We start from the raw sequence: 24,016 nt of genomic DNA, 5'->3' as shown, positions 1-24,016 counted from the left end.
GCAATTCCGTCCGGCGCCCGCGACCCCTTAGACGGGTCACATGTCGACGACGACGCGGCCGCGGATCTTGCCATCGACGATGTCGTGTGCCGCACCGATGATGCCGTCGAAGCCGATGGTCGTGGACAGGCTGGCGAGCTTGTCGACATCGAGATCGGCACCGATGCGCCGCCACGCCTCGAGGCGTACTGCCTTCGGCGCCGCCACCGAATCGATGCCGAGCAGGGAGACGCCACGCAGGATGAAGGGCGCCACGCTCGACGGCAGATCCATGCCGCCGGCCAGGCCGCAAGCGGCGACCGCGCCGCCATAGGAGGTCATCGACAGGACGTTGGCCAGCGTGTGGCTGCCGACCGAATCGATGCCGCCGGCCCAACGCTCCTTGGCCAGCGGCTTGGCGGGCTGGTTGAGCTCGTCGCGCGATATCACTTCGGCGGCGCCGAGGTTGATCAGATAAGGGCTTTCGGCATTGCGGCCGGTCGAGGCAATGACATGGTAGCCGAGGCTGGACAGGATCGAGACCGCGACCGAACCGACGCCGCCGGCAGCGCCCGTAACCACTACAGGGCCGCGATCGGGCAGGATGCCGTGCCGCTCCAGGGCCATGAGGCAGAGCATGGCCGTGTAGCCGGCGGTGCCGACCGCCATGGCATCATGCGCGCTCATGCCTTCCGGCAGAGGCACCAGCCAGTCGCCCTTCACGCGGGCGCGCCCGGCATAGGCGCCGAAATGGGTCTCGCCAACGCCCCAGCCATTCAGGATGACCTTGTCGCCCTTGCGCCAGTCGGGATTGGAAGAGGAGATGACGGTGCCGGCAAGGTCGATGCCCGGCACCAGCGGCCATCGGCGGATCACCGGCGCCTTGCCCGAGATGGCCAGTCCATCCTTGTAGTTCACCGTCGTCGCCTCGACCGCGATGGTAACGTCGCCCTCCATCAGATCGGCGTCGGTAAGATGAGTCACGGCGACCGACTGTTTTTTCTCGGCATCGCGCGAAACGAGGATGGCTTTGAAGGTTTCGGTCATCTTTTTCTCCGCGAACTTGCTTGGCGTGTGACTGTGCGGCGATGGCAGCGTGGGGTCAATCCTTGGAAGGCTTGGCGTTCGGAGGCGTGGGTTCACGCCGCCAGCCGATGAGTTCGTCGAAGACGACCAGCGCCGCGCCCACGGAAATGAAGGCGTCCGCAAGGTTGAAGACGGCGAAGGACCAGACCGGCGTGTGAAACAGGATGTAATCGATGACATGGCCGTAGGCGGCACGATCGATCAGATTGCCCAGCGCGCCGCCGATGATCAGTGCAAAGCCGATGCGGGCGATGACATGGCCCGATGGCGTGCGCGTGGCGAGGTAAAGCACGAAGGCGACGACCAGCGCGGCGATGACCACGAGACCGGTGTCGCCGAAGGAGGAGAACATCGAGAAGGCGATGCCCGTGTTATAGGTGCGAAACAGCGCCAGGAAGGGCAGGAGGTCGAGCTTTTCCTGGAAGGGCAGGCCGGCCTCGACCAGTGCCTTTATCCATTGGTCGAGCGCGATGGCCACGATGACGAGCAGCGCGTAGGGAGACCATGATTTCACGATTGGGCAACCCTTATTGCTGGTCCGGGATTGGTTCGAGTTTCAACGCACCGCGCCTGATCTCGAACAGCATGATGCCGGTGGCGACCGCGAGATTGAGCGAATCGGCGCGGCCCGCCTGCGGAATCCTGAGCAGCCTGTCGCAGCTTGCCGCCAGGCTTTCGGGCAAGCCCTGCTGCTCGTTGCCCATCATCAGCAGCACCGGCCCGCGGGAGAAATCGACCGAGCGGTAGTCGACCGCGCCTTTCAGATGCGTGCCGGCAACGAGACCCGAAAAGCCGCCGCGCCAGGCCAGGAATGCCTCGGTCGTTGCCTTCGCCACAGGCACGGCGAAAATGGAACCCATGGTGGCGCGTACAGTTTCCACAGAAAACGGATCGGTGGTATCGCCGACCAGAATGATGCCCCTGGCGCCGACGGCATCGGCGGTGCGGATGACGGTGCCGAGATTGCCTGGATCGCGCACCCGGTCGAGCGCCACCCAGACATCGCCATTGTCGGCACGGATGTCCTTCAGGGCCAGCAATTTTTGCGAGAAGACGCCGACCACCATTTGCGGATTGTCGCGGCGGGTGATGGCGACAAGCACCTTTTCCGATACTTCGAGCACGGTGCCGCCGGCGGCAACGGTGCGCGCCGCGACCTTTTCCACGGCCGCGTTACCGCGTCCGGCCTTGGCGAAAACAAGCGTCCTGATCTGCCAGCCCAAATCGAGCGCATCGATGACCAGCTTCAGCCCTTCGGCCATGAAGGCGTTCTGCTGGTCGCGAAACTTCTTCAAGGCAAGTGCCTTGATGTCCTTGACCAGCGGATTGGCAAGGCTGGTGACTTCCTTCACCTGGCCTGGTGCGCCGGCATGCCGTTCGTTCATGTCAGGCCACCCAGCGCGAAAACAGTGAAGTCGAAAGCGCCCGGCCGACGGACTTTTCACGGATGATCAGCTCGCCCGATTCAACCTTGCCGCCCATGCCGGCAAAGGTGTCGCGCATCAGAGCGTGGATGGCGAAGAAGGAGGCACGGATCGAATAGGCGGTCAGAACCACGGCGAGCGGTTTTGGGGTCAGGATCGAGCGACAGAGGTCCGTCAAATCAGGCAGGTCCTCGAACAACTGCCACACTTCGCCCTTGGGGCCGCGGCCATAGGCCGGCGGGTCGAAGAGGATGATGTCGTAGCGGCTGCCGCGACGCTCCTCGCGTTCGGCGAACTTCACCGCGTCGTCGACGATCCAGCGGATCGGCTTGGCCCCAAGACCGGCAATCTCCTGGTTTTCGCGCGCCCAGCCGATCGCCTTCTTCGAGGCGTCGACATGGGTGACCTCCGCACCCGCGCGCGCCGCCACCAGCGAGGCAAGGCCGGTATAGCCGAACAGGTTGAGCACCTTGACGGGGCGCCTGGCCGCCGCGATCAGGTCCGCCATATGGTCCCAGTGCGAGGCCTGCTCGGGAAAGACGCCGACATGGCGAAACGAGGTGAAACGGCCGAGATAGTCGATGCCGTCATGCTTCATCGGCCAGGTTTCGCCGAGCGGTGTCTTGGGAAAACGCCAGCGGCCGATGCCCTCCTCGTCGGTGTCTCCGGTAAAGATCGCGTCGGCCCGCTCCCAGTCCCTTGCCGGCAGAGCCTTCTGCCAGATCGCCTGGCCTTCGGGCCGCACGATGCGGTAGGGACCGTATTGTTCAAGCTTTTGGCCGGCACCGCTGTCGAGCAGCGCGTAATCTGCGTTGGGAGCTACTTCGAGGATTACCGGAAGGTGCTCAGCGGGCAGGGCGCCTTCGCGGCGGGCGAGGATGCGCGGCGCGGATTTCGGCTCGAACCGGTTTTCCGGTTTCACATTGTGTTGTTCACCCGGCCTGGCATCTGGCTTGACCGCGGAACGATCCTCGGCCGGGCGCGGCTGTACGGTCCCGCTCTTCGCTGGGTGCGGTCGGCCGTCGCGGCGTTTGACGCGAAAAGACTTCAAGAGGCAGCTTCTCCGGCGGTTCGGCCCGCTTCTGCCACAGCTATGCCCATCGGCGCAACAAACCCGCGCGACATTGCGATTGCGGAGGCTCAGCCACGCCCGATCGAAAGCAGGGCGACAACCAGCGAAACGAAGCCGACAGCCTTGGCCGCCGTGACGGCCATGTGGCCGGTCTCCCAGCGCAGCCGTATGGCTTCGAAATTGTCCGGAATCGGGCCCGGCACCCAGGTGGCGAGAACGTTATTGGCCGGTTTGACGAGAACGAACCAAAGCACCAAGGATAGCGCATAGAGCAAGGCGGCGCCTAGTGCGAACCAGAACGCCGGCCGATCCTCGCGCAGCAACCATGCCAGCAGTCCCGGGCAGGCGACCGCCGCGACATCCAGCGGCGTGCCAATGATAGCGAAGAGCAGGAACTGCCCGTTGAAAACGGTGGCCTCGCGCCAAAGCGCCGGGGACCACCGGGTGAGCCGGGGTGCCGATTCCAGGACATGGGCGAAGGACGGCCCGAGGCTGAGCGCAGCGATCGTGGCGGTCAAGACAGACCAGAAGAGCAGGAAGCCATATAGTCGCATGACGCGACAACGGTTCCGGGCCGAAGCCGTTCCGAACCGTCGCCACTTGCCGTTGCCTCAGCGCTGGCCCTATCGTTTACCACTCCCGGATAGCGTCGATGTCCCGTTCCGAACGCCTGCTTGACCTGATCCAGTCGCTGCGCCGGCACCGCCGGCCGGTGGGCGGGCAAGCATTGGCCGACGGAGAACAGGCCAATGGGGAACAGAAATGAGCGCGTGTTGGATCGCGGTAGCGTCGGCCGACCATGTCCAGCGCGGCCGGCAAGGCGGCTTCATGCAGGTCAACCACGGCAAGGCGGCACCGCTGCACCGCGTCAGGCCTGGCGACGGCATCGTCTATTACTCGCCGACCACCGTTTTGGGGGAGAAAGACGGTCTGCAGGCGTTCACGGCCATCGGCACGGTGCGGGAAGGACACCCCTACCAAGGCGACATGGGCGGCGGCTTCACGCCATTGCGCCGCGATGTCGACTGGGCGCAGGCCGAGGAAGCGCCGATCAAGCCATTGCTTGCGAGGCTGGAATTCACCAACGGCAAATCGAACTGGGGTTACCAGTTGCGCTTTGGTCTGTTTCCGATCAGCGCGGCCGATTTCGGCCTGATCGCAAAGGCGATGAGCGCCAAACTCGCTTCGACTACAGCATGTCGCGGCGAATAGGATTCGCCCGACCTGCTGCAAGCTTCTGATTTTATGCATGTCATTATCCCGGAACCGAGGACAGTTCCGGGCGACATGCATTAGCCCCTGAGCGCCTTGTAGACGGCAATGCCGGCGGCCAAGTCCTCGAGTGCCGCGCCAACCGACTTGAACAGCGTGATCTCGTCAGGGCTGCCGCGGCCTTCCCTTTGGCCGCGCGCCAGTTCGTGCAGGTCGGCGACGATGGCTTCCGGCTTCAGCACGCCGGAGGCCAGTGGCTGGACGATGTCGCCGGCCTCCTTGGTGGCGCCGGCGCGTGTGTCGACATAGACGCGGGCGCGCATGATCGCGTCGTCATCGCTTTCGCGCATCGTCGGGGTGAAGCCGCCAACCAGATCGACATGGGTTCCCGGCCGCAGAAGCGCACCCTTGATCAGCGGCGTGGTGGTGATTGTCGCCGAGGAGACTATGTCGGCCTGGCCAAGCTCGGCATCGAGATCGGTCGCCGCGCTGGCCGCGAAGCCCTCGGCGCACAGATCGGCCGCGACTTTCTCGGCGTTGGCCGGCGTGCGGTTCCAGATGCGGATGGTCTTGATTGGCCGCACGGCGCTGTGCGCCTTGGCCAGGAAGGGTGACAGCGCGCCGGCGCCGACCACCAGCAGCCGCGAGGCATCGTCACGGGCGAGATAGCACGCCGCGAGCGCCGAGGCGCAGGCCGTGCGCCACTGCGTCAGCCGCTGGCCGTCGATCAGGGCTTCCGGTTCGCCGGTGCCGCCGTCGAGCAGGAGGTAGAGCCCCATCACGGCGGGCTTGCCGATGGTGTTGTTGTCGGGCGAGACGGTGACGATCTTGACTCCGATATGGCCGCCGGCGGAACCGCCCGCGGCTTGAAAGTCGGTCCAGGCCGGCATCAGCAGCAGGGTCGACGCCGCACCGTCAGGCCTTTCGACCGCGTGATGATGCCTGACCGGCTGCACCGCGCCCTCGCGAAATGCCGTGCGCAGCGTCTCGACCAGACCAGGAAAGGTCAGCGCACGATCGACCTCGGCGGCCGAAATGGTCAGCATGAAAGGCTCCATGAAAAGAAATGCGCCGGCCGACGCTTCAATTGGTGGGCTTCGGCAATGCTGACCCTGGGCCTGACCCTGGGGCTGACTCTGGAGCCGACCCTTGGACCGGGGCTTGCGGCACTAAAGGCGCGCGGACCGCCTGGCGCAGGTTTTCCGCCTCGACGCCGCGCTGGCGTGCCAGTTTGCGGTAGCGGCCCTGCTTGACCCAGGTCGCCAGGCTGCCGACGACCATGCCGACGGCGAGCGCCAGGAACAGGAAAATAAACAGCGGCAAGGTCAGCGTCAGCTTCGGATTGCCGGGATTGAACGGGTCCAGCGTGAAGGCGACGAGTTCGCGGTTGGCGACGGCCAAAGCGATCAGGATGATCGCCAGGGGCACGAAGATCACGATAAGTATGAAGCGGTTGAGCATGATATTTTCCGTCGCAAGCGGGCCGGGACAAGCCGTCCGGCTACTTGCCGCCGTTCAGTCTTTCACGCAGTTCCTTGCCGGTCTTGAAGAACGGCACCCATTTCTCCTCGACCTCGACGGATTCGCCGGTGCGCGGGTTGCGGCCGGTGCGGGCAGGTCGGTTCTTCACCGAAAAAGCGCCGAAACCGCGCAATTCGACCCGGTTGCCCTCGGCAAGCGCGTCAGTGATTTCATCGAAGATCGCGCCGACGATGTTTTCGACGTCGCGCAGGAAAAGATGCGGATTGCGCGTGGCAATAATCTGCACAAGCTCGGACTTGATCATCAGACGGGTCCCCGTGAAAGCAGTTCGGCCAAAATTATCAGGATGATTTTATTTGCTTTTTCAGCTGTCCCAACGCGTCTCAAGGGTGCCAGACGGAAACGAGACCGTCAAGAAACAAGCGGTCGGCACCAAGTTCATGGATGACGTCGCCGCCGGAGTCCGGCAGGCCGAGCGCGCCGGCGACCGTGCGTGCCATCGCCTTCGACCACAGGAAACCGCCGCGCCGTTCCGTGTCTTTCCACTCGACCACCTTGAGCTTGGCATCGACACCCTTGGTCGCCAGCCAGTCGATCGCCACGGACTCGCCGCCGACGGCGTCGATCAGCCCGTTGGCAACACCCTGGCGGCCGGTGAAGATCGAACCGTCGGCGAGCGCCAGCGCCTGTTCGTGGGTCATCTTGCGGCGTTCCGCGACGATGCCGACGAACCAGTCGTAGCTGTCCAGGATGAGCTTGCGGACCATGGCGCGTTCGTCGTCATTGGTCGGCTTGAAGGGCGAGGGTGAGGCTTTCAGCGGCGAGGATTTCACCTCCTCCAGCTTGACGCCGAGCTTGTCCATCAGGCCGCTGACGTCGGGATATTGGATCAGCACGCCGATCGAGCCGACGATCGAGGTTTTGCGGGCGACGATATGGTCGGCGGCACTGGCGATCATGTAGCCCGCCGACGCGGCGAGCGTTCCGACCTCGGCCACGACAGGCTTGTCGGCGGCGAGCTTGCGCACCTCCTCGTAGACCGACTCCCCGCCGACGGTCGTGCCGCCAGGAGAATCGACCACCAGGATCACGCCTTTTACTTTCGGCGACTGGCGGATGGTCTCGAGCCGCTTGATCAGTTCGTCGTCCTCGGTGATGGTGCCTTCGACCCTGACCTTGGCGATGTGGTCGACGGCAAGGCCCCCGAAATCGTCGCCATAGAACCAGGTCGACAGCGCAATCACGCCGAGCGCCACGATGCCAAAGGCCGCAACACGCCAGAAAGTCAGTTTGCGCCGCAAGCGGCGGCGGTCGATCAGGTCGTCGGCTCTCAATGCCATCGTCAGCCTCACAGTCAGCGGGAAGAGACGCTTTTAGACCATGATGTCTTCATCGGGAAGCAGTTCCGTCCCGCACATGGCGCGGCGATCCGCGCGCGACGGTCCATATGCTGTCTTTTTTGTGACTGGCCTATGCGAGCGACGCGAGGTAAGTGCGAAGAACTTCAGTGATGAAAAAAGACGCAAGGGCGTCTATTTCTGCTATGAAGCACTGGCTGTTGCGCTGACCCGGTTTTGTTTGTGCACGGCAGCTGTCACATTTTTGCGGTTTTCGTCGGCTTGTGCTTGCGTGAGGTCGCTGGCGTCCCACCTATAGGCGGGGCTCCTGGGCAGGGTTTTGGAAGAAAGCAGTCATGTTAGCGCGACCGAATGAACCGACCAGCCCGGAGACGGAGTTGGCTCCCCCGGCGGATGGCTGGACGCGGGGCGAAGCTTTCGACCGCGCCCAGCGTCATTCGCGCCGCGTGCGCGTGCTCAAATTCGCCGTGCCCTTGGCCGCGGCGTTGATCGCCGTGGCCTTCCCGGTGTATTCCTATTTCGCCGCGCCCGTCTCCGTCGCGGTGCAGGCCGAAGGCACCGCCTTCTCCAACGGCAAGCTGGTAATGGCCAATCCCAAACTCAACGGTTTCACCAAGCAGAAGCAGCCTTATTCGATGACGGCGCTGCGGGCGATACAGGATGTGAGCACGCAAGGCATCATCGAACTCGAAGGCATCGACGCCAAGGTGCCGATCGCGCCCGATAATGTCGCGGCGGTAAAAGCCTCGCATGGTACCTACGATCGCGACGGCAACACGATGAACCTGACCAGCGACGTTATCATCACCACGACCGACGGCATGCAAGCCAAGTTCAAATCGGTCTTCCTCGACATGGGCAAAGGCACTATGAAGACGGGCGATCCGGTCGACGTCAGCCATGACGGGTCGCGGATCACGGCGAATACGATGTCGGTCCAGGACAATGGCAAGGTTCTGGTTTTTGAGAATAAAGTGCGCGTCAACATCGATTCCGCCGCCATGAAGACGGCAGAGGGAAACAGCGGAGAAACCAATGCGGCTCAGTAGTTCGACGCGGCTCGCGGCTGCAACTTCGGCGTTGCTGCTGCTCGGACTGGTGCCGTCACTGGCGCAGTCCACCACCCAATCAGGTCTCAAACTGTCCGGCGACAAGCCGATCCAGATCGAAAGCGACAAGCTGGAGGTTCGTCAGGCCGAGAGTGTCGCCATCTTCACAGGCAATGTCAGCGTCGTCCAGGGGCCGACGTTGATGAAGGCCGGCAAGATGACGGTCTATTACGTCAAGGATCCCAATGCCGCTGCCAAGGGGTCGGAAGCGGCAGGTGCGGCGATGACCGGCTCCGCCAACATCGATCACCTGGAGATCTCCGACAAGGTCTACATCAAGTCGGATGCGCAGGTCGCCACCGCCGATCAAGGCAGCTTCGACATGAAGACCCAGGTTCTGGTGCTTTCGGGTCAGAAGGTGGTGCTCTCGCAAAACGACAATGTCCTGGTCGGCTGCAAACTCGTCGTGCAGATGAAAACCGGGCTGGCCCAGGTTGATCCATGCGCTGGCAAACGCGTCGTGATGTCGATCACACCACCGCCGAAATCGGATGCGTCGAAATCGGGAGCGACGAACCCCTGATGGCCAGCCTGTCGTCGCTGACGGCGCGTCTTCCGGGACGGGCCGCAGGCAAGCTTTCGGCTCCGGCCGCGATCACCGTCGACAAGGCGAAGTTCAAGGGAACCTTGATCGCCAAGGGCCTGACCAAGAGCTACAAGGGCCGCAAGGTCGTCAGCGGCGTCACGCTGGGCGTGCGCGCTGGCGAAGCCGTCGGGCTGCTCGGCCCCAACGGCGCCGGCAAGACGACCTGTTTCTACATGGTCACCGGCCTGGTGCCGGTGGATGAAGGCACTATCGAGATCGACGGCTTCGACGTCACCTCGATGCCAATGTATCGCCGCGCGCGCCTCGGCATCGGCTATCTGCCACAGGAGGCCTCGATCTTCCGCGGCCTCAATGTCGAACAGAACATCCGCGCCGTGCTCGAAGTGGTCGAAAAGGACCGCAAGGTTCGCGAGCGCAGCCTCGACGAACTGCTCGAGGAATTTCACATCAGCCATCTGCGCAAGGCGCCGTCCATGTCGCTCTCGGGCGGCGAAAGGCGGCGCCTGGAAATCGCGCGTGCGCTGGCGACGCGCCCGGCCTATATGCTGCTCGACGAACCCTTCGCCGGCATCGACCCGATCGCCGTCGCCGACATCCAGCAACTGGTGCGTCACCTGACGGCGCGCGGCATCGGTGTCCTCATCACCGACCACAATGTGCGTGAGACGCTCGGCCTCATCGACCGTGCCTATATCATCCATGCCGGCCAGGTGCTGACCCATGGCCGCGCCGACGAAGTGGTGGCAAATCCCGACGTGCGGCGGCTTTATCTCGGCGAGGGTTTCACGCTCTGAGACGTTCGCTGTCCGAAACAGCGAACCGTCCCGTCTCTGTTTTCACGAATTCCGATCGGAAAGCCATTTTTTCCCGGCTCCTGGAAACGCTCTCAGCGTGAAATTTGTTTCCTGATACGATTTTTTGCGCGCCGACGACCAGTTTTCCGCGATTTTGATCCGCAATAACGCTCCGGTAAGCGAGTTTTGCTAGGCTTTGCCTTGACAAGCAAAAGCCGGGCCAGTTTCTATGGCCGGCCGAGAAATTCATTCTGGAAGTCCGGACGCGTAGAGGAGGCGTTTGAAACCGAACCATGGCATTGGCGGCGAAACTACAGCTCCGACAGTCGCAGTCGCTGGTGATGACGCCGCAGCTGATGCAGTCGATTCGGCTGCTGCAGTTTACCCATGCAGAGCTCGAGCATTTCATCGACGAGGAGATCGAGCGCAACCCGCTGCTCGAGCGCGCCGAGCCGCAGGACGATGCCGCGAGCGATCAGGCGCAGAAGCTCGAGGCTGAGCCGCAAGCGGCGCCCGATGGCGACTGGTTCGAGAACGAGACGGCATGGAGCGCCGAGGCGATCTCGGAAAAGCTCGACACGTCCCTGGAAAACCTGTTTCCCGATGATCCCGGCACCAGCGAACGGCTCGGGCCCGACCTGACGGCGCAATGGAAATCGGCTTCGGGCAGTGGCGGGGGCTCCTCTTCCGAGGGGCTCGATGCCGGCGACATGGCGGCGAGCGCGATCACGCTGCGCGACCATGTCGGCGAGCAGATCGCGCTCGCCTTCACCGATCCCGTACCGCGGCTGATCGCCGGAGAACTTGCCGATGGGCTCGACGAGACCGGCTATGTCAGGGCCGATCTGGCGGAGATCGCTGGGCGGCTTGGCACCGACGGCGTGGCGGTGGGCAAGGTGCTGGCCGTATGCCAGACCTTCGAGCCGGCCGGCCTGTTTGCCCGCGATCTCGCGGAATGCCTTTCCCTGCAGCTTGCGGTGCGTGACCGGCTCGATCCGGCCATGAAGGCCCTGATCGCCAATCTCGAACTGCTGGCGCGCCGCGATTTCCAGACGCTTAAGCGGCTCTGCGGCGTCGATGAGGAGGATTTGCTCGACATGCTGGCCGAAATCCGGGCGCTCGACCCACGGCCCGGCATGGCGTTTTCAGGCGGCGCCAGCGACTCGATCGTCGCCGATGTCGAGGTGCGGGCGGCCAATGACGGCAGCTGGACCGTCGAACTCAACGCCGAAACGCTGCCGCGCGTGCTGGTCGACCATATCTATTTCGCCCAAGTGTCGCCGCACGCGAAGAACCAGGCTGAGAAGGACTTCCTGGCCGAGTGCTTGCAGAATGCCAACTGGCTGACACGCAGCCTCGACCAGCGGGCCAAGACGATCCTCAAAGTGGCCTCGGAAATCGTGCGCCAGCAGGATGCTTTCCTCGTCCATGGCGTGCGCCACCTGAAGCCGCTCAACCTGCGCACGGTGGCCGACGCCATCGGCATGCACGAATCGACGGTCAGCCGGGTCACCGCGAACAAATACATGCTCACCCCGCGCGGCGTGTTCGAACTGCGCTATTTCTTCACCGCCTCGATCGCGGCATCGGGTGGTGGCGATGCGCATTCCTCCGAAGCGGTGCGTGATCGCATCAAGCAAATGATCGACGAAGAGAAGCCCGTCGATGTGCTGTCGGACGATGCTATCGTCGACATGCTGAGGGAAAGCGGCGTCGATATCGCCCGTCGCACGGTCGCCAAGTACCGGGAAGGCATGAATATTCCCTCATCAGTGCAGCGCCGGCGCGAGAAGCGGGCGCTCGCCAGCGCCGGCCGTTAGGCACTCGCGATTTCCACAGTTTTCGAGTTTCATTGACAAGCCACGGTGAAGTGGCTAGAAGCCCGCCCGCATGAGACGGGCTTGATGCCCGCTAGCGGATGGTCCGTCACGACAATGACCCGGGACGGTCAAGAAGGCGGCTTGTGATCAACCGGAAAGTTCGGATTTAAATCGGCGCGAGTGACGCCGCAAAGCTTGTGCGCACGGATCACGAGTATAAACTCGGGCCAGTTTGAAGCCTGAGCAAGGAAGGTCAGTTTTCAGATGAATCTGCGCATTTCGGGAAAGCACATGGATATCGGCGATGCGTTCCGCACACGCATCAACGATCGTGTCGGTGAAGCGATCGGCAAATATTTCGATCGCGGCTTCGCGGGGCACGTCACCGTCATCAAATCGGGCTCGCGCTATTCGGCGGATTGCATGATCAGGCTGGATTCCGGCGCCTCGCTGCAGGCCACCGGCGATGCCCAGGATCCGACGCTCGCCTTCGAGGCTGCTGCCGATCGGCTGGAGACCCGGCTTCGGCGCTACAAGCGCCGTCTGAAATCGCACAATTCGGGCAATGCCAATGGCGAGTTGACCGACATTGCCTATACCGTGATGGCACCGCTTGCCGATGACGATGAGGAAATCCCGGAGGATTTTGCACCGGCCATCGTCGCCGAATCAACCATGACGCTGAAGACCATGTCGGTGGCCTCAGCCGTCATCGAGCTCGATACCAAGGACAGTCCGGTGGTTGTTTTCCGCAATGCCGGAACCGACCACCTCAACATTGTCTATCGCCGGCCCGACGGAAACATCGGCTGGATCGATCCGTCCACGACCAAAGTCGCACAGGGATAAAAGCCGGCCGCACGAGGGGTGGGGACTGGCGCGGCAGGCGAACAAGGATTTTCAAGCATGGATCTGAGCGATCTTATCAGCGTTCCGGCGATCTTGCCGGCGTTGAAGGCGAACTCCAAGAAGCAGCTTCTGCAATTGCTGTCCGAGCGAGCCGCGGCGATTTCGGGCATCCCGGAACGGGAGGTGTTCGACACCATCCTGCAGCGCGAACGCCTGGGTTCGACCGGCGTCGGCAACGGCATCGCCATCCCGCATGGCAAGCTCGCCGGCGTGAAGCGCATCGCCGGCGTTTTCGCCCGGCTGGAAACCCCGGTCGATTTCGAATCGCTGGATGACCAACCGGTCGATCTGGTGTTTCTGCTGCTGGCGCCGGAAGGGGCGGGTGCCGATCACCTAAAGGCGCTGTCGCGCATCGCGCGCGTGCTGCGCGACGCCGACACGGTGGCCAAGGTCAGGGGAACGCGCGACGCCGCGGCGATCCACGCGCTTTTGTCGGACACACAGGCCTCGCACGCGGCCTGAAGCCATCTTTTTTAAGATATCACCCCAAGGGCCGCCGTGAGCGGCCCTTTTCAGTTAACCCGCTGGCCGACTTTAATGAATGGCGACGGTGGTCAGGTCGTTTTCCATGGCGCCGGCCAAGGCACGGTCACGCGCATCGGAAAGCAGGATCGGCTGGCCGTTGGCGCCAAACAGGGCCCACAGCTCCATACCGGGCGCGATTTCGCCGATGTTGGGGAAGCGGCCGAGCAGTTCATCGCTCGAGACCTTGCGCAGATAGGCGACCGAGCCTTCGCCGAGATGGGCGAACTCGCCGCTGGTCATGGTGATGGTTTCGTCAGTTCTGGTCATTTCAAGCCTCCTTGGCGCGAGGACGCCGCTCAAGGCCATCCCGCATGAGAGCCATCAGTGAAGATCAGTCTTTCACCGATATATTTATTTTCCGTACCAGCCGTTCAGACTCCGGCCGATCGAGGTCGATCGACAAAAGGCCATTCTTCAGCTCCGCCGCGATCACGCGCATGCCGTCGGCCAGCACGAAGCAGCGCTGGAACTGGCGTGCGGCAATGCCGCGATGAAGGAATTCGCGCTCGGTATCGTCGGTCTGACGACCGCGCACGACCAACTGGTTTTCCTCCGTTGTCACATCGAGATCGCTTTCGGCGAAACCGGCGACAGCAAGTGTAATGCGTAGCCTTTCGGCCTTGCCGTCGGCACCGCTGAGGCGCTCGATGTTGTAGGGAGGGTAGCTGTCACCGGACTTCGCCAGACGCTCCAGGGTCTTTTCCATGGCATCGAAACCCAGGAGAAGCGGGCTGGAGAAAGGCGTCATTCGGCTCATGTTACACTGTCCTCTCAAGAGCGACATAAACTGGAAAAACCCAAATGGCATTTTTCCCGATGGTCTTGATATGGTCCGCCCCACGACCAAGTTCAAGCCACCAAAAGACCCGCCCAAAAAGACCAAGCCGTGGACTCACAGGAATAATCGACATGGCGCTTGAAACGACGCGCGGATGCAAGGAGAAGCGCGCAGGCCGGGACGTTCCCCCGTCGAGCGGTTCGGCAGCTTGCAGCCGGTTGGCGTTTTTCGGGCGCACGATCGGTCCGGTGAGCTGATGGCTAGCCAAACAAGGAACTGAAATGCCCCAACCACGCAAGATCATCATCGACACCGATCCCGGCCAGGACGATGCCGTCGCCATTCTGCTGGCGCTCGGCAGTAGCGAACTGGACATCATCGGCATTACTGCCGTTGCCGGCAACGTGCCGTTGAAATTGACCGAAAAGAACGCCCGCAAGATCTGCGAACTGGCCGGCCGGCCAGATATCAAGGTCTATGCCGGCGCCATCCGTCCGTTGGCGCGCGAACTGGTCACCGCCGAGGAAGTGCATGGCAAGACCGGTCTCAACGGGCCGCAACTGCCCGAACCGACGATGAAGCTGCAGGAGCAGTATGCCGTCGACTTTATCGTCGAGACGCTGATGAAGGAAGAGAGCGGCACCATCACCCTTTGCCCGCTCGGGCCGCTCACCAACATAGCGCTGGCACTAATCCGCGAACCGCGCATTGCACCGCGCATCAAGGAAATCGTGCTGATGGGCGGCGGCTTCTTCGAAGGCGGCAATGTCACGCCGACCGCCGAATTCAACATCTATGTCGATCCACAGGCCGCCGATCTGGTGTTCAAGTCCGGCATCCCGATCGTGATGATGCCGCTCGACGTTACCCACAAGGCGCTGACCACGTCCAAGCGCATCGACGCTTTCCGCAAGCTTGGCAACAAGGTCGGCATCGCCACGGCAGACATGCTTGAATTCTTCGAGCGTTACGACGAGGAGAAGTACGGCACCGACGGCGGGCCGCTGCACGACCCGTGCGTTATCGCCTATCTGCTGAAGCCGGATTTGTTCAAGGGCCGCAATTGCAATGTCAGCGTGGAAACCGCCTCGGAACTGACCATGGGCATGACCGTGATCGACTGGTGGGGGGTGACCAAGCGGGAAAAGAACGCCATGGTGATGCGCGACATCGACCATGACGGGTTTTTTGCGCTGCTGGTGGAGAGGCTGAGGCGGCTTAACTGACGTTTTTTGGACAACGCGCGTTGTCACCAGCGCGCGTTGTCACCCATTGAGCAATCGATAGGTGTCGACGCCGTGCTTGTGGTGCTGCCGTTCAATAGGAACGAGAGAGCCAAGAAGATGCGGTCGCTCGACGTCATCGTCGATCGATATCCGCGTGTTGTCGTCATCAAGGCGTACATCGTAGGTGTAGTATAAATTGTGACCTACCATGGCATACGGGCTGATAGGCTTCACTCTAATGTATTCGACCACGGCCATCACGCGTTGGGTGGCGACGACCGGATTGGCCTGAAGCTCTACAATCGCGATGGATTTCATCAGCCCAAAGACGCAAAAGAAAGCGATGCCGACCACTGCGTCGCTGTACTCGTATTGCCAAATAAGCAAGCGATCCCGAAAGGAAACGTTTGATTTGCGCATAGTGAAGAATTGTGCAGTGGCGTGCAATTCTTCAATGTGTCTCTGCGAAAATTTATGAAGAAGGCGCTTTCGTGGTTACTTCGACCGCGAAAACGCCAGCCACAGGCCGCCGCCGACCATGAAGCTGCCGCTGATCCTGGACAGGAGCTTGACGCGGCTGGCCGAGAGCATGCGGCCGGCGCGGCCGGCGGCGAGCGCATAGGTCGAATCCGACATGACGGCGAAGATCATGGCGGTTAGGCCCATGACGACGATCTGCAGCGAATAATTGCCCTGCGGCGCGATGAACTGCGGGAAGAAGGCGCCGAAGAAAATCAGCGTCTTGGGATTGCTCAGCGCCACGAGCAGGCCCTGCAGGAAGAAGCCACCGCGTGGTTTCCGTGCGGTTCCGTCGGCGTTCAGCGTGCCCTTCGAGCGGAACATCTGCACGCCCATCCAGATCAGGTAGGCGGCGCCGATCAGACGCACCCACTCGAACCAGTGGCCCATGCCCGAGATCAGCGTGTTGAGGCCGATGCCGACGATGGCGATCGGGACGGCAAGGCCGGCTTGCGTGCCGGCAACGTTGGCGAGACCGGCACGAGTTCCGTGGCGGATGCTGTTGGCGATGATCAAGGTCACCGTCGGCCCGGGCACCAGGATGATGACGATGCAGGCAAGAACATAGGCGGCGTAGAGTTCCAGCGACATGATTTTTCCTCGCAATGCCGCTACGCGGCCTTTCAGGCGACAATCAATGCATGGCGGCGATAACGACGCAAGCCGGTGCGCGGCGTGCCTGGCTCAGGCGCCGGCCGGCCAAGGCAACGTCGTCTCATAGGCGGCCGCGGCCTTCAGCACGGCGAGGTCGCCGCGTGGCCGGCCGATCAGCTGCATGCCCATGGGCCGGCCCCTGCGGTCGAAGCCGACCGGCACATTGACCGCCGGGCAACCGCCCAAGGTGGCGAAGGCTGAAACCTGCATCCAGCGATGGTAGCTGTCCATCTCCCGCCCGGCGACCTCGCGGGGCCAATGGGTGCCGACATCGAAGGGAAAGACCTGCGCGGTTGGCAGCGCGATGAGGTCGAAGCGGTCGAAGATCGACAACAGCATCCGGTGCCAGGAGGTGCGCACGACCGAAGCCGCTCGGATTTGCGGCGCCGTCAGCCGCATGGCGTTCTCCACTTCCCAGACGGCTTCCGGTTTCAACAGGCCGCGCCTGGCGGGATCGTCATAATGCACTTTCAGGGCGCAGCCGCTGCTGGCCTGGCGCAGCGCCACGAAGGCCTGCCAGAGTGCTTCGAAATCGAAATCCGGTCGCAAGGGCTCGGTCAGGAAGGATACATCCGCGAACCGTGCGAGTGCTGCCTCGCAAAGGTCGAGGATGCCGGGCTCGATCGGCAGATGGCCGCCGAGATCGCCCAGCCAGGCGATGCGGCCGCCGGTCGCCACCGTCGCGAGCCCTTCAAGGAAGGAGCCCTGCTTTTCATAGGAGAGAGGCGCCTGCGGATGGTAACCGGCCTGCACGTCGAGCAACAGCGCCATGTCGGCGACGTTGCGGCCCATCGGCCCCTCGACGCCCATCTGCGCCTGAAAAACCTCGAAGTCGGGACCAGCGGGCACGAGCCCTTGCGACGGCCGAAAACCGTAGACATTGTTCCAGGCTGCCGGGTTGCGTAGCGAACCGCCGAAATCGCTGCCGTCGGCGACGGGCACCATGTCGAGTGCCAGCGCCACCGCCGCACCGCCGCTCGAGCCGCCGGCGGTGAGCGACGGATCGAAAGCATTCAGCGTTGGCCCGAACACGTTGTTGTAGGTGTTGGAGCCGAGCCCGAATTCGGGAACATTGGTCTTGCCGATGATGATGGCGCCGGCGTCGCGGATGCGTTCGACGAAGAAGTCGTCTTCCTGCGGCACGAAATCGGCGAAGATCGGCGAGCCGAACGAGGTTCTGAGGCCCGTTGTGGAGGCAAGGTCCTTGATGGCAATGGGAAGGCCAAAGAGGGACCCGCTTCCATCCGTCCGCCTGATATCGGCGGCGTCGGCCTCGCGCAGGATGTCGGCGCGGTCGCGCAACGAGACAATGGCGTTGACCAGCGGGTTGACCGCATCGATGCGATCGAGGAACGCCGTCACCACCTCGCGCACGCAGAGTTTCTTTCGGCGAATCTGGTCGGCGAGTTCGACAGCCGACAGGCGGCAGATGTCGCTGGCCGCGGGTACGGCATGTCTGGTGCGCGGGCGCATCATCTCAACGGGTTTTCTGCAAGGCCTGGTCGACATCCTTGGCCAGCGGGATTGCCGGCTGGGCGCCGGGCTTGAGGCAAGCCAGCGAGCCGGCGGCGCCGGCACGCGCCAATGCCTGTTCGAGCGTGAGGCCCGACGCCAGGCCGGCCGCGAAATAGCCGCAGAATGTGTCGCCGGCCCCGACCGTGTCGACCGGCGTGATCTTCAACGCGGGAACGGTCAGGAAATCGCTCGGCGTCGCAGCCATCACGCCTTCGCCGCCAAGCGTGACGACGATGGCGCGTCCGGTTTTCCCGGCAAAATCGCGCATGCGCGCCTTCCGATCGCGGCCGCTGAGCGCCAGCGCCTCGCCATAGAGGTCGAACTCGGTTTCGTTGGCTACGACGTAATCAGCCTTGCCGAGGAAGCCGGCCGCCTTGGCGTGGAACGGAGCCGTGTTGAGCACGGTGACCGCGCCGGCCGCCCTTGCCTGGTCGAGTGCCGCATCGATCGTCGCGAGCGGAATCTCATGCTGCAGCAGCACGACGTCGCCCTTGTTCAGAAAAGCCTTGGAGAGGTCGCCGGGCACCACGGAAGCATTGGCGCCGGCAACCACGGCGATGATGTTCTCGCCGTCGTCACCGACCATGATCAGCGCCGTGCCGGTCGAGGCAAAGGTCTCTCCCACACCCGACAGGTCGACCTTGGCCTCGCGCAGCAACGCCAGAGCTTCTGGTGCGAAATTGTCCTTGCCGACGGCGCCGACCATGCGCACCTGAGCACCGGCACGTGCGGCGGCGAGCGCCTGGTTGGCGCCCTTGCCGCCGGGCGCCGTTGTGAAACCGGAACCGCTCACCGTCTCACCGGGGCTCGGCAAGCGGTCGACATTGGCGATAAGGTCGAGGTTGATCGAGCCGACTACGATAATCAAGAAATGCCTCCTGCTGAATGCAGGGGAAGCTATCCTGCCAGGCCGCTCGATGCCAGACCACGCGAATGGTCCAGCGCGATTTGCCGCCTCACTCACACAGCACTGTGACGATGCCCTGATAGCTGCCGGCCGGGAAGATGCCGCTCGATTTGGTGGCGGTGAGGTCGACCTGCATGGCGTGGGTGCCGTTGACGACCCTTTGCGGCACGCCCCCATTGTTGTCGACGCCCGAGCCATCGAGGCGGAAGACCGAGACGAAGGTCACGTTGGTGCCACCGCCGCTCGGCGCGGACGAGAATGCCGCAGGCGCCGGCGCTGAAACCGAATAACAGTCCAGCAGGTTGAACAGCGAGCACAGCGTGGAGCTTGCCACCACGGTGGCACTGGCGCTCGATCCGCCTGCCTGCTTGGATCCGAGTATGCCGATGGCCGGATTTGCGGTCATCGTTCCCGATGCCCCGACCATGATGGTGCAGGTGCCGATGATCGCCGCCTGCGCCGGAAGGCAGAAGCCGGCGAGCGCGGCCATCGCAAGCAGCGCTCGGTTATTTCTTCTTCTTTTTCTTGCCATCGCCGCTTCCGGTCCTGATGCTCCAGCCTTCGTTGGCCCATCCGGGTGATGCGGCCACGGGCGTGGGAGCGCTGGCGGCCACGCTCGCCGTCGGGCCGTCGCCGCCGAGGCCCATCTTGAGCAGTTTCAGCTCCAGTTGCAGGCGCTCGACCTCGAGTTCATAGAGGCGGCTGCAATCGACACGTTTCGGCGCACGACCGATCGGGATCACCACGCGGCCGTAGGTGGCGACGTCGTTGTTCGACTGGCTGTTGCCTCTGATAACGCCGAGGTCGAAATAGGCGCCGGTGCCCGACACCGCCGAACGGCAGGTGGTGCCGTCGGAAGCGTGGACCTCGTCCTGGCCCTGAGGCAACGTCACGCCGGGCAAATTGAAGCCGCTCTCGTTCTGATTGAGGTTGTAGACATCCTCGGCCAGCACCGGCGAGATCCCCGCCCACATTGCCGCACACGCGACTGTCAGGACTTGCGGTGCCCAAAAAACTTTCCGCATATCTGTGCCTTTATCTGCGTCTGTTGATTGGGAAAGGGGATGCTCTCGGTACAGATACGCACTTTACGCTCGGCAGCGCCGCCGAAGGGCACGACCACAAGGACGGGGCGGGAAGCCTGCGAGCCCAGCTGAAAGACGCTCGGAGAGATCTTGGCGTCCACTGGCTGAAAATCCTGATCGTAGACGTGGATTTCGACCCTTATCTTCTGGCCGTAGGGATTGGCGGGGAAGACGCGGACCGCGAAGGCGTCGGTGAAACTGTTGACCTCGCCCCGCATCGGCGACATCGACTGGGCGTTGGCCGCAATGGCCGGCAGGCAGACGGCCACCGCCGTCGCCAGGATTCGTGCATGTTTCAAGGACCTCTCCTTCGCGACGGCCTATTCGCAGCGCAGTGTTACCGTTGCCTGATAGTTTCCGGTGGCAAAGCGGTTGCTGCCGCCCTTGGTGCCGGCGAGATGGACCGAGACAAGGTCGGCGCCGGGGACAGTCAGGGCGGTGGAGGACGCCGTTTCCGCGATCGTGTGGGCGCCGCTGGCAGAATAGGTCGGTGTCCAGGTGATGGCCGTGCTGTCGGCGGCCGGCACGGTGGTGAGGGTCACCGGATCGACGCTGAGCGAAACACCCCCGGTGGTGGTGAGCGTGACTGTTCCAGCCGAACCGCCGCTGTTGTGGGAGCTCAGCGACTGAAGGTCGGCGCTCACCGTCATCGTGCCGTTGGTGCCGACAACGAGCGTACAGGTCGCGGTGACCGTGCCATTAAAGATAACATTCTGCGTTGTGGCCATCGCCGCGCGGTCCAGGCACGCGACCAGCAAGGCTGCACCAAACACGGTGCGGAACAACTTCATCGAGATCCTCCTATTAAGTCGGATCGCCCGAATTAATATGGGTCATCATCGCTTTATCGTGGTTAATTTAGCGTAAACTTAAATAAGACGCCGAAATAAAGCTCTTGAAGGAACCGACGGTTGTCCACGGTTGTATCCAGAAATTCCAAAATCATGCGTAATAATACTGCGCATTTCCAAATGTTCGTATATATTCTCCGCAGCAGAAAGCAAAAATCGACATTTCACGACGAAATCTGCCCCGCCTCCCAGCCCAGGATGGCGCGCTTGCGGGTCAGGCCCCAGTGATAGCCGGTGAGATCGCCTGATTTGCCGATGGCGCGGTGGCACGGCACCACGAAGGAGAGCGGGTTGGCGCCGTTGGCGGCGCCGACCGCGCGGCTGGCGCTCGGCGCACCGATGCTGGCCGCGATCGCGGAATAGGTACGGGCCTTGCCCATAGGGATCTGGAGCAGCGCCTCCCAGACGCGGACCTGAAAGTCGGTCCCGATCATGACGACATGAAGCGGCTGATCGGCGCGCCACAGCGTCGGCTCGAAGATGCGCGCGGCATAGGGCCCTGTCGCTTCCCTGTCCTCGACATAGAGCGCGTTCGGCCAGCGGCCGGACATGTCCGCAAAAGCGGTGCGTTCCTCGCCGGGGTCGCAGAAGGCGAGGCCGGCAAGCCCGCGGTCGGTGGCCATGATCAGGGCAGCGCCGAACGGGGAGGTGTGATAGCCGTAGCGGATGGTGAGGCCAGCGCCGCGCGTCTTGTAGTCGCCCGGTGACATCGCCTCATGGGTGACGAACAGGTCGTGCAGCCGGCCGGGGCCGGACATGCCCAGTTCGAAGGAGGTTTCGAGCAGAGGCATGCCGGAATCGAGCAGCCTGCGCGCATGGTCCAGCGTCACCGCCTGCAGGAAGGCCTTGGGCGACAGGCCGGCCCAGCGAGTGAATAGTTTTTGCAAACCGGTCGGCGTCTCGCCGACCTCCTCGGCCAGTTCTTCCAGCGATGGCTGGTCGCGATAGTCGAGGCTGATCTTCTCGATGGCGCGGCGCACGATCTCGTAGTCGCTGCCCTCGGGCGTGATGTCCTTCTTGAGGACTGCCGTGTGTGTGCTCATGGACCTGTCTCCTTGGGCCGGAATATCGCCTCTTGGGGCGCCGATCGCCACCCGAAACTTGCCTTCTTGCAGCACTTGCCCAGATAGACTCCGGGTTCGAGCCCGGACGGAAAACCGCTTCTTTTCCTGGAATTGCTTTAGCGCGCCTTGGCGGTCGCCAGCGCGCGCGCGAAGGCGGTGGCGAAGCTCTCGCGGGAATCGGGGTCGAGGAAGCCGCCGATCGGCACGTTCTGGCCCTGTGCTTCCACGATCATTCTGGTGATGCCGATCTCGGCGTGACGGGCGACCGAAAAACGCGCCCAAAAAGGGTTGAAGCGATGCGCTTCCGATTTTCCCGAGGGGGCCGTCTTGCGGATGTCGAGGCTGGTGCGCGAGACCGACACTTCCTCGCGGGCGCGTGCGGCCCGATAATTGACGCGGAAGGCGATATAGACGGCAATCACGTCGATGCCGAAGAAGCCGAACACCGGCCAGGCGCCGCGCGACAGGAAAAACGCACCCGTGACCAGCCAGCCGAACATCAGTGCGCCCATCAGGATCAGGAAGCCCGTCCGGCCCAGCGACCGGTGTGGGGTCAGCAATGCGTGAAAGAAGGGCTCATCAGCCTGAAACGAGGCGTTTGTGTCGCTCATGACGGGATATTATAGGAGGGAAATGGCCAGCCCCAAGTCCAAAGAATCTTCCATGCCCGAAAAAGAGCCGCCGTCCGGACGGCGCGACGGCTCCAATGCCAAGCCGCGTCCACGGCCCGCGCGGCGGACTTCGCGCTACAGCCCGGCCGAAGTGCACGAGATATTCCGACGCTTTTCGGTGCAGCGGCCAGAGCCGAAGGGCGAGCTTGAACATGTCAACCCCTTCACGCTGCTTGTGGCGGTGGTGCTGTCGGCGCAAGCGACCGATGCCGGCGTCAACAAGGCGACGCGGGCTTTGTTCAAAGCCGCCGATACGCCGCAAAAGATGCTGGCATTGGGTGAAGCCAGGGTCGGCGACTATATCAGGACCATCGGTCTCTGGCGCAACAAGGCCAAGAACGTCATCGCACTATCGGAGGCGTTGATCCGCGACCATGGCGGCGAGGTGCCCGATGACCGCGATGAGTTGGTCAAGCTGCCCGGTGTCGGGCGCAAGACCGCCAATGTCGTGCTCAACATGGCCTTCGGCCAGCATACGATGGCGGTCGACACCCACATCTTGCGCATCGGCAACCGGCTTGGCCTGGCGCCCGGCAAGACCCCGGAACAGGTCGAGCAGGGACTTCTGAAGATCATCCCGGACGAATATATGCGCCATGCGCATCACTGGCTGATCTTGCATGGCCGCTATGTCTGCAAGGCGCGCAAGCCGGATTGTCCGGCCTGCGTTATCGCAGATATCTGCAAGGCAGAGGTGAAGACGACCAGCATTCCGGCACCGCTGGTGCCGATCGCTCCGCTTGAAACGATTGCCGCCGACGATCAGTAGCCGTAGCCACGCGCCATCGCCGCGGCGAAAACCGGGATCAGCAGGAAAACGAACGCCTCGGCGCGGATATAGGTCTTCACCGAAGCCAGTTCGCCGACAGGCACCGCGAAGGCAGGATTGGCGCTCGCCTGCCGGCTCCAGGACATGAAACGCACGGTCGGGATGATCGACAGCAGGCCGACGGTGCCGAATGCCGCCATCTTGGCCCAGAACACCCAGTTGTAGACGTAGAACTCCCAACCCTTGAGCCCCCAGGCGACACGGCCGATGCCGACGATGATGATGAGCGCGGCGATGATGCCGTAGTGGCGGTCGATGCCGGCGAGCCGCTTGAGCGTCGCGACCGGCAGATCCCCACGGATCAGCACGAATTCGGCGCCGATGATCCCGGCTAGCGAGAACACCAGCAGATGGTGGATGATGGCGAGCACGAGGTCGGTGGTGTCCATGCGGATTTCCTTGGATCGGCGGCAGTGGCCGGGGCGTGAAAAATTGGGACGTGCTGAAACAGCCGGCGTCGAAAATAACACCGCCGCGCGAAAATCCCATAGCGCCCGGATGTCGTGAAGGCTGCCGGACGTTGCGCCTTGGATGATGGTTCCTGGTTCCTGGCTCTTGCACCGCGCCGGCGATTTGCTAACCGCAGGCCGTAACGCGAGA

At 63.0% G+C, this 24,016-nt stretch carries 32 protein-coding genes and 1 pseudogene; 10 read left to right on the top strand and 23 right to left on the bottom strand.

The window, feature by feature from the left end:
- Window positions 1-36: 36 nt before the first annotated feature.
- From FJ492_RS15065 to FJ492_RS15045, 5 genes are all read right to left on the bottom strand, one after another.
- Window positions 37-1,026 (bottom strand): MDR family oxidoreductase, encoded by a 990-nt coding sequence (locus tag FJ492_RS15065; RefSeq protein WP_140770658.1) that lies wholly within the window; start codon window positions 1,024-1,026, stop codon window positions 37-39.
- A 55-nt stretch (window positions 1,027-1,081) separates the two neighbouring features.
- Window positions 1,082-1,579, bottom strand: a complete 498-nt coding sequence (lspA, locus tag FJ492_RS15060) for a signal peptidase II (RefSeq protein ID WP_140770656.1) — start codon at window positions 1,577-1,579, stop codon at window positions 1,082-1,084.
- A 13-nt stretch (window positions 1,580-1,592) separates the two neighbouring features.
- The gene (locus tag FJ492_RS15055; RefSeq protein WP_140770654.1) at window positions 1,593-2,450 is read right to left on the bottom strand and encodes an RNA methyltransferase; all 858 of its coding nucleotides are present in this window, start codon (window positions 2,448-2,450) and stop codon (window positions 1,593-1,595) included.
- A 1-nt stretch (window position 2,451) separates the two neighbouring features.
- Window positions 2,452-3,540, bottom strand: a complete 1,089-nt coding sequence (locus FJ492_RS15050) for a class I SAM-dependent rRNA methyltransferase (protein WP_140770652.1) — start codon at window positions 3,538-3,540, stop codon at window positions 2,452-2,454.
- A gap of 89 nt (window positions 3,541-3,629) precedes the next feature.
- A complete protein-coding gene (locus FJ492_RS15045) occupies window positions 3,630-4,115 on the bottom strand; it encodes a DUF1772 domain-containing protein (protein WP_140770650.1) in 486 nt (161 codons plus the stop codon).
- 98 nt (window positions 4,116-4,213) lie between these two features.
- Here FJ492_RS15045 and FJ492_RS15040 point away from each other — a divergent pair.
- A pseudogene (locus FJ492_RS15040) lies at window positions 4,214-4,297 on the top strand (transcriptional regulator); the annotation flags it as partial.
- Between the two features lie 26 nt (window positions 4,298-4,323).
- Window positions 4,324-4,773, top strand: coding sequence for an EVE domain-containing protein (locus FJ492_RS15035; protein WP_140770648.1), 450 nt, complete (start codon window positions 4,324-4,326; stop codon window positions 4,771-4,773).
- Window positions 4,774-4,853: 80 nt separating this feature from the next.
- Here FJ492_RS15035 and FJ492_RS15030 read toward each other — a convergent pair whose 3' ends face one another.
- The 4 genes from FJ492_RS15030 to sppA form a co-directional block, all read right to left on the bottom strand.
- A complete protein-coding gene (locus FJ492_RS15030; RefSeq protein WP_140712036.1) occupies window positions 4,854-5,819 on the bottom strand; it encodes an ornithine cyclodeaminase family protein in 966 nt (321 codons plus the stop codon).
- Between the two features lie 37 nt (window positions 5,820-5,856).
- Window positions 5,857-6,234: a DUF1049 domain-containing protein gene (locus FJ492_RS15025; protein ID WP_140502983.1), complete on the bottom strand. Its 378-nt coding sequence runs from the start codon at window positions 6,232-6,234 to the stop codon at window positions 5,857-5,859.
- A 40-nt stretch (window positions 6,235-6,274) separates the two neighbouring features.
- The gene (locus tag FJ492_RS15020; protein ID WP_006200394.1) at window positions 6,275-6,559 is read right to left on the bottom strand and encodes an integration host factor subunit beta; all 285 of its coding nucleotides are present in this window, start codon (window positions 6,557-6,559) and stop codon (window positions 6,275-6,277) included.
- A 79-nt stretch (window positions 6,560-6,638) separates the two neighbouring features.
- Window positions 6,639-7,595 carry a signal peptide peptidase SppA gene (gene sppA / locus FJ492_RS15015; protein WP_140770646.1) on the bottom strand — a complete coding sequence of 319 codons (957 nt, stop codon included), beginning with the start codon at window positions 7,593-7,595 and terminating at the stop codon, window positions 6,639-6,641.
- A 353-nt stretch (window positions 7,596-7,948) separates the two neighbouring features.
- On the opposite strand from sppA, the gene lptC reads away from it, so the two are divergent.
- The 6 genes from lptC (at window position 7,949) to ptsN (ending at window position 13,254) form a co-directional block, all read left to right on the top strand.
- Window positions 7,949-8,662: an LPS export ABC transporter periplasmic protein LptC gene (gene lptC / locus FJ492_RS15010; RefSeq protein ID WP_027143040.1), complete on the top strand. Its 714-nt coding sequence runs from the start codon at window positions 7,949-7,951 to the stop codon at window positions 8,660-8,662.
- Entirely contained in the window at window positions 8,649-9,245 is a 597-nt protein-coding gene (locus tag FJ492_RS15005) for an LptA/OstA family protein (RefSeq protein WP_027143039.1), read from the top strand. The genes lptC and FJ492_RS15005 overlap by 14 nt, the downstream gene beginning before the upstream one ends.
- Window positions 9,245-10,063 carry an LPS export ABC transporter ATP-binding protein gene (gene lptB / locus FJ492_RS15000; RefSeq protein ID WP_027143038.1) on the top strand — a complete coding sequence of 273 codons (819 nt, stop codon included), beginning with the start codon at window positions 9,245-9,247 and terminating at the stop codon, window positions 10,061-10,063. The genes FJ492_RS15005 and lptB overlap by 1 nt, the downstream gene beginning before the upstream one ends.
- A 293-nt stretch (window positions 10,064-10,356) precedes the next feature.
- Complete coding sequence (rpoN, locus tag FJ492_RS14995) at window positions 10,357-11,883, top strand: RNA polymerase factor sigma-54 (RefSeq protein WP_140770644.1); 1,527 nt, start codon at window positions 10,357-10,359, stop codon at window positions 11,881-11,883.
- 264 nt (window positions 11,884-12,147) lie between these two features.
- Entirely contained in the window at window positions 12,148-12,732 is a 585-nt protein-coding gene (gene raiA, locus FJ492_RS14990; RefSeq protein WP_027143036.1) for a ribosome-associated translation inhibitor RaiA, read from the top strand.
- Window positions 12,733-12,789: 57 nt separating this feature from the next.
- Window positions 12,790-13,254 carry a PTS IIA-like nitrogen regulatory protein PtsN gene (gene ptsN / locus FJ492_RS14985; RefSeq protein WP_027056629.1) on the top strand — a complete coding sequence of 155 codons (465 nt, stop codon included), beginning with the start codon at window positions 12,790-12,792 and terminating at the stop codon, window positions 13,252-13,254.
- A 72-nt stretch (window positions 13,255-13,326) separates the two neighbouring features.
- On the opposite strand, the gene FJ492_RS14980 is transcribed toward ptsN, so the two are convergent.
- The 3 genes from FJ492_RS14980 to FJ492_RS14970 all read right to left on the bottom strand — a co-directional run bounded on the left by FJ492_RS14980 (window position 13,327) and on the right by FJ492_RS14970 (window position 14,402).
- Entirely contained in the window at window positions 13,327-13,584 is a 258-nt protein-coding gene (locus tag FJ492_RS14980; RefSeq protein ID WP_015315721.1) for a DUF1150 family protein, read from the bottom strand.
- Between the two features lie 64 nt (window positions 13,585-13,648).
- Window positions 13,649-14,074, bottom strand: coding sequence for an Hsp20 family protein (locus FJ492_RS14975; protein ID WP_013893014.1), 426 nt, complete (start codon window positions 14,072-14,074; stop codon window positions 13,649-13,651).
- Between the two features lies 1 nt (window position 14,075).
- Window positions 14,076-14,402 carry a hypothetical protein gene (locus tag FJ492_RS14970; RefSeq protein WP_140770642.1) on the bottom strand — a complete coding sequence of 109 codons (327 nt, stop codon included), beginning with the start codon at window positions 14,400-14,402 and terminating at the stop codon, window positions 14,076-14,078.
- Here FJ492_RS14970 and FJ492_RS14965 point away from each other — a divergent pair.
- Window positions 14,377-15,321 (top strand): nucleoside hydrolase, encoded by a 945-nt coding sequence (locus FJ492_RS14965; protein ID WP_140770640.1) that lies wholly within the window; start codon window positions 14,377-14,379, stop codon window positions 15,319-15,321. The two genes, FJ492_RS14970 and FJ492_RS14965, sit on opposite strands and share 26 nt — an antisense overlap.
- A 39-nt stretch (window positions 15,322-15,360) precedes the next feature.
- On the opposite strand, the gene FJ492_RS14960 is transcribed toward FJ492_RS14965, so the two are convergent.
- The 10 genes from FJ492_RS14960 to FJ492_RS14915 all read right to left on the bottom strand — a co-directional run bounded on the left by FJ492_RS14960 (window position 15,361) and on the right by FJ492_RS14915 (window position 22,527).
- Window positions 15,361-15,741: a hypothetical protein gene (locus FJ492_RS14960; protein ID WP_140770638.1), complete on the bottom strand. Its 381-nt coding sequence runs from the start codon at window positions 15,739-15,741 to the stop codon at window positions 15,361-15,363.
- A gap of 75 nt (window positions 15,742-15,816) precedes the next feature.
- Window positions 15,817-16,431, bottom strand: a complete 615-nt coding sequence (locus tag FJ492_RS14955) for a LysE family translocator (protein ID WP_140770636.1) — start codon at window positions 16,429-16,431, stop codon at window positions 15,817-15,819.
- 93 nt (window positions 16,432-16,524) lie between these two features.
- On the bottom strand, window positions 16,525-17,970 hold the full coding sequence (locus tag FJ492_RS14950; RefSeq protein ID WP_140770634.1) for an amidase: 1,446 nt from the start codon (window positions 17,968-17,970) through the stop codon (window positions 16,525-16,527).
- A 1-nt stretch (window position 17,971) separates the two neighbouring features.
- On the bottom strand, window positions 17,972-18,877 hold the full coding sequence (locus tag FJ492_RS14945; protein ID WP_140770632.1) for a ribokinase: 906 nt from the start codon (window positions 18,875-18,877) through the stop codon (window positions 17,972-17,974).
- Window positions 18,878-18,965: 88 nt separating this feature from the next.
- Entirely contained in the window at window positions 18,966-19,448 is a 483-nt protein-coding gene (locus tag FJ492_RS14940) for a hypothetical protein (protein ID WP_140712018.1), read from the bottom strand.
- Window positions 19,423-19,941, bottom strand: coding sequence for a hypothetical protein (locus tag FJ492_RS14935; RefSeq protein WP_140502964.1), 519 nt, complete (start codon window positions 19,939-19,941; stop codon window positions 19,423-19,425). Before FJ492_RS14935 ends, FJ492_RS14940 begins: the two co-directional genes overlap by 26 nt.
- A complete protein-coding gene (locus FJ492_RS14930) occupies window positions 19,908-20,300 on the bottom strand; it encodes a hypothetical protein (protein ID WP_140502962.1) in 393 nt (130 codons plus the stop codon). The genes FJ492_RS14935 and FJ492_RS14930 overlap by 34 nt, the downstream gene beginning before the upstream one ends.
- A 21-nt stretch (window positions 20,301-20,321) precedes the next feature.
- Window positions 20,322-20,792, bottom strand: a complete 471-nt coding sequence (locus FJ492_RS14925) for a hypothetical protein (RefSeq protein WP_140502960.1) — start codon at window positions 20,790-20,792, stop codon at window positions 20,322-20,324.
- A 224-nt stretch (window positions 20,793-21,016) separates the two neighbouring features.
- Window positions 21,017-21,895 carry a bifunctional helix-turn-helix domain-containing protein/methylated-DNA--[protein]-cysteine S-methyltransferase gene (locus FJ492_RS14920; protein WP_140770630.1) on the bottom strand — a complete coding sequence of 293 codons (879 nt, stop codon included), beginning with the start codon at window positions 21,893-21,895 and terminating at the stop codon, window positions 21,017-21,019.
- 137 nt (window positions 21,896-22,032) lie between these two features.
- On the bottom strand, window positions 22,033-22,527 hold the full coding sequence (locus FJ492_RS14915; protein ID WP_140502957.1) for a DUF2244 domain-containing protein: 495 nt from the start codon (window positions 22,525-22,527) through the stop codon (window positions 22,033-22,035).
- Between the two features lie 22 nt (window positions 22,528-22,549).
- Between FJ492_RS14915 and nth the strand changes: the two genes are divergently transcribed.
- Window positions 22,550-23,356 carry an endonuclease III gene (nth, locus tag FJ492_RS14910; protein ID WP_140770628.1) on the top strand — a complete coding sequence of 269 codons (807 nt, stop codon included), beginning with the start codon at window positions 22,550-22,552 and terminating at the stop codon, window positions 23,354-23,356.
- Here the strand turns inward: nth and FJ492_RS14905 are convergent.
- Window positions 23,350-23,805, bottom strand: a complete 456-nt coding sequence (locus FJ492_RS14905) for a DUF2214 family protein (protein WP_140502953.1) — start codon at window positions 23,803-23,805, stop codon at window positions 23,350-23,352. The two genes, nth and FJ492_RS14905, sit on opposite strands and share 7 nt — an antisense overlap.
- Between the last annotated feature and the right edge of the window lie 211 nt (window positions 23,806-24,016).

Origin of the sequence: Mesorhizobium sp. B2-5-4, from assembly GCF_006441095.1 — a bacterium.
GTDB classification, from domain to species: Bacteria; Pseudomonadota; Alphaproteobacteria; order Rhizobiales; family Rhizobiaceae; genus Mesorhizobium; species Mesorhizobium salmacidum.
This window is presented reverse-complemented; position numbering and strand designations above follow the sequence as displayed.

What these genes read in the sequence shown, in the direction of transcription:
- FJ492_RS15065 (WP_140770658.1), bottom strand. Translation starts at nt 1,026, where the DNA reads ATGACCGAAACCTTCAAAGCCATCCTCGTTTCGCGCGATGCCGAGAAA.
- FJ492_RS15055 (WP_140770654.1), bottom strand. Translation starts at nt 2,450, where the DNA reads ATGAACGAACGGCATGCCGGCGCACCAGGCCAGGTGAAGGAAGTCACC.
- FJ492_RS15045 (WP_140770650.1), bottom strand. Translation starts at nt 4,115, where the DNA reads ATGCGACTATATGGCTTCCTGCTCTTCTGGTCTGTCTTGACCGCCACG.
- FJ492_RS15035 (WP_140770648.1), top strand. Translation starts at nt 4,324, where the DNA reads ATGAGCGCGTGTTGGATCGCGGTAGCGTCGGCCGACCATGTCCAGCGC.
- FJ492_RS15030 (WP_140712036.1), bottom strand. Translation starts at nt 5,819, where the DNA reads ATGCTGACCATTTCGGCCGCCGAGGTCGATCGTGCGCTGACCTTTCCT.
- FJ492_RS15025 (WP_140502983.1), bottom strand. Translation starts at nt 6,234, where the DNA reads ATGCTCAACCGCTTCATACTTATCGTGATCTTCGTGCCCCTGGCGATC.
- FJ492_RS15020 (WP_006200394.1), bottom strand. Translation starts at nt 6,559, where the DNA reads ATGATCAAGTCCGAGCTTGTGCAGATTATTGCCACGCGCAATCCGCAT.
- sppA (WP_140770646.1), bottom strand. Translation starts at nt 7,595, where the DNA reads ATGGCATTGAGAGCCGACGACCTGATCGACCGCCGCCGCTTGCGGCGC.
- lptC (WP_027143040.1), top strand. Translation starts at nt 7,949, where the DNA reads ATGTTAGCGCGACCGAATGAACCGACCAGCCCGGAGACGGAGTTGGCT.
- FJ492_RS15005 (WP_027143039.1), top strand. Translation starts at nt 8,649, where the DNA reads ATGCGGCTCAGTAGTTCGACGCGGCTCGCGGCTGCAACTTCGGCGTTG.
- lptB (WP_027143038.1), top strand. Translation starts at nt 9,245, where the DNA reads ATGGCCAGCCTGTCGTCGCTGACGGCGCGTCTTCCGGGACGGGCCGCA.
- rpoN (WP_140770644.1), top strand. Translation starts at nt 10,357, where the DNA reads ATGGCATTGGCGGCGAAACTACAGCTCCGACAGTCGCAGTCGCTGGTG.
- raiA (WP_027143036.1), top strand. Translation starts at nt 12,148, where the DNA reads ATGAATCTGCGCATTTCGGGAAAGCACATGGATATCGGCGATGCGTTC.
- ptsN (WP_027056629.1), top strand. Translation starts at nt 12,790, where the DNA reads ATGGATCTGAGCGATCTTATCAGCGTTCCGGCGATCTTGCCGGCGTTG.
- FJ492_RS14980 (WP_015315721.1), bottom strand. Translation starts at nt 13,584, where the DNA reads ATGACCAGAACTGACGAAACCATCACCATGACCAGCGGCGAGTTCGCC.
- FJ492_RS14975 (WP_013893014.1), bottom strand. Translation starts at nt 14,074, where the DNA reads ATGAGCCGAATGACGCCTTTCTCCAGCCCGCTTCTCCTGGGTTTCGAT.
- FJ492_RS14965 (WP_140770640.1), top strand. Translation starts at nt 14,377, where the DNA reads ATGCCCCAACCACGCAAGATCATCATCGACACCGATCCCGGCCAGGAC.
- FJ492_RS14970 (WP_140770642.1), bottom strand. Translation starts at nt 14,402, where the DNA reads ATGATGATCTTGCGTGGTTGGGGCATTTCAGTTCCTTGTTTGGCTAGC.
- FJ492_RS14960 (WP_140770638.1), bottom strand. Translation starts at nt 15,741, where the DNA reads ATGCGCAAATCAAACGTTTCCTTTCGGGATCGCTTGCTTATTTGGCAA.
- FJ492_RS14955 (WP_140770636.1), bottom strand. Translation starts at nt 16,431, where the DNA reads ATGTCGCTGGAACTCTACGCCGCCTATGTTCTTGCCTGCATCGTCATC.
- FJ492_RS14950 (WP_140770634.1), bottom strand. Translation starts at nt 17,970, where the DNA reads ATGATGCGCCCGCGCACCAGACATGCCGTACCCGCGGCCAGCGACATC.
- FJ492_RS14940 (WP_140712018.1), bottom strand. Translation starts at nt 19,448, where the DNA reads ATGGCAAGAAAAAGAAGAAGAAATAACCGAGCGCTGCTTGCGATGGCC.
- FJ492_RS14935 (WP_140502964.1), bottom strand. Translation starts at nt 19,941, where the DNA reads ATGCGGAAAGTTTTTTGGGCACCGCAAGTCCTGACAGTCGCGTGTGCG.
- FJ492_RS14925 (WP_140502960.1), bottom strand. Translation starts at nt 20,792, where the DNA reads ATGAAGTTGTTCCGCACCGTGTTTGGTGCAGCCTTGCTGGTCGCGTGC.
- FJ492_RS14920 (WP_140770630.1), bottom strand. Translation starts at nt 21,895, where the DNA reads ATGAGCACACACACGGCAGTCCTCAAGAAGGACATCACGCCCGAGGGC.
- FJ492_RS14915 (WP_140502957.1), bottom strand. Translation starts at nt 22,527, where the DNA reads ATGAGCGACACAAACGCCTCGTTTCAGGCTGATGAGCCCTTCTTTCAC.
- nth (WP_140770628.1), top strand. Translation starts at nt 22,550, where the DNA reads ATGGCCAGCCCCAAGTCCAAAGAATCTTCCATGCCCGAAAAAGAGCCG.
- FJ492_RS14905 (WP_140502953.1), bottom strand. Translation starts at nt 23,805, where the DNA reads ATGGACACCACCGACCTCGTGCTCGCCATCATCCACCATCTGCTGGTG.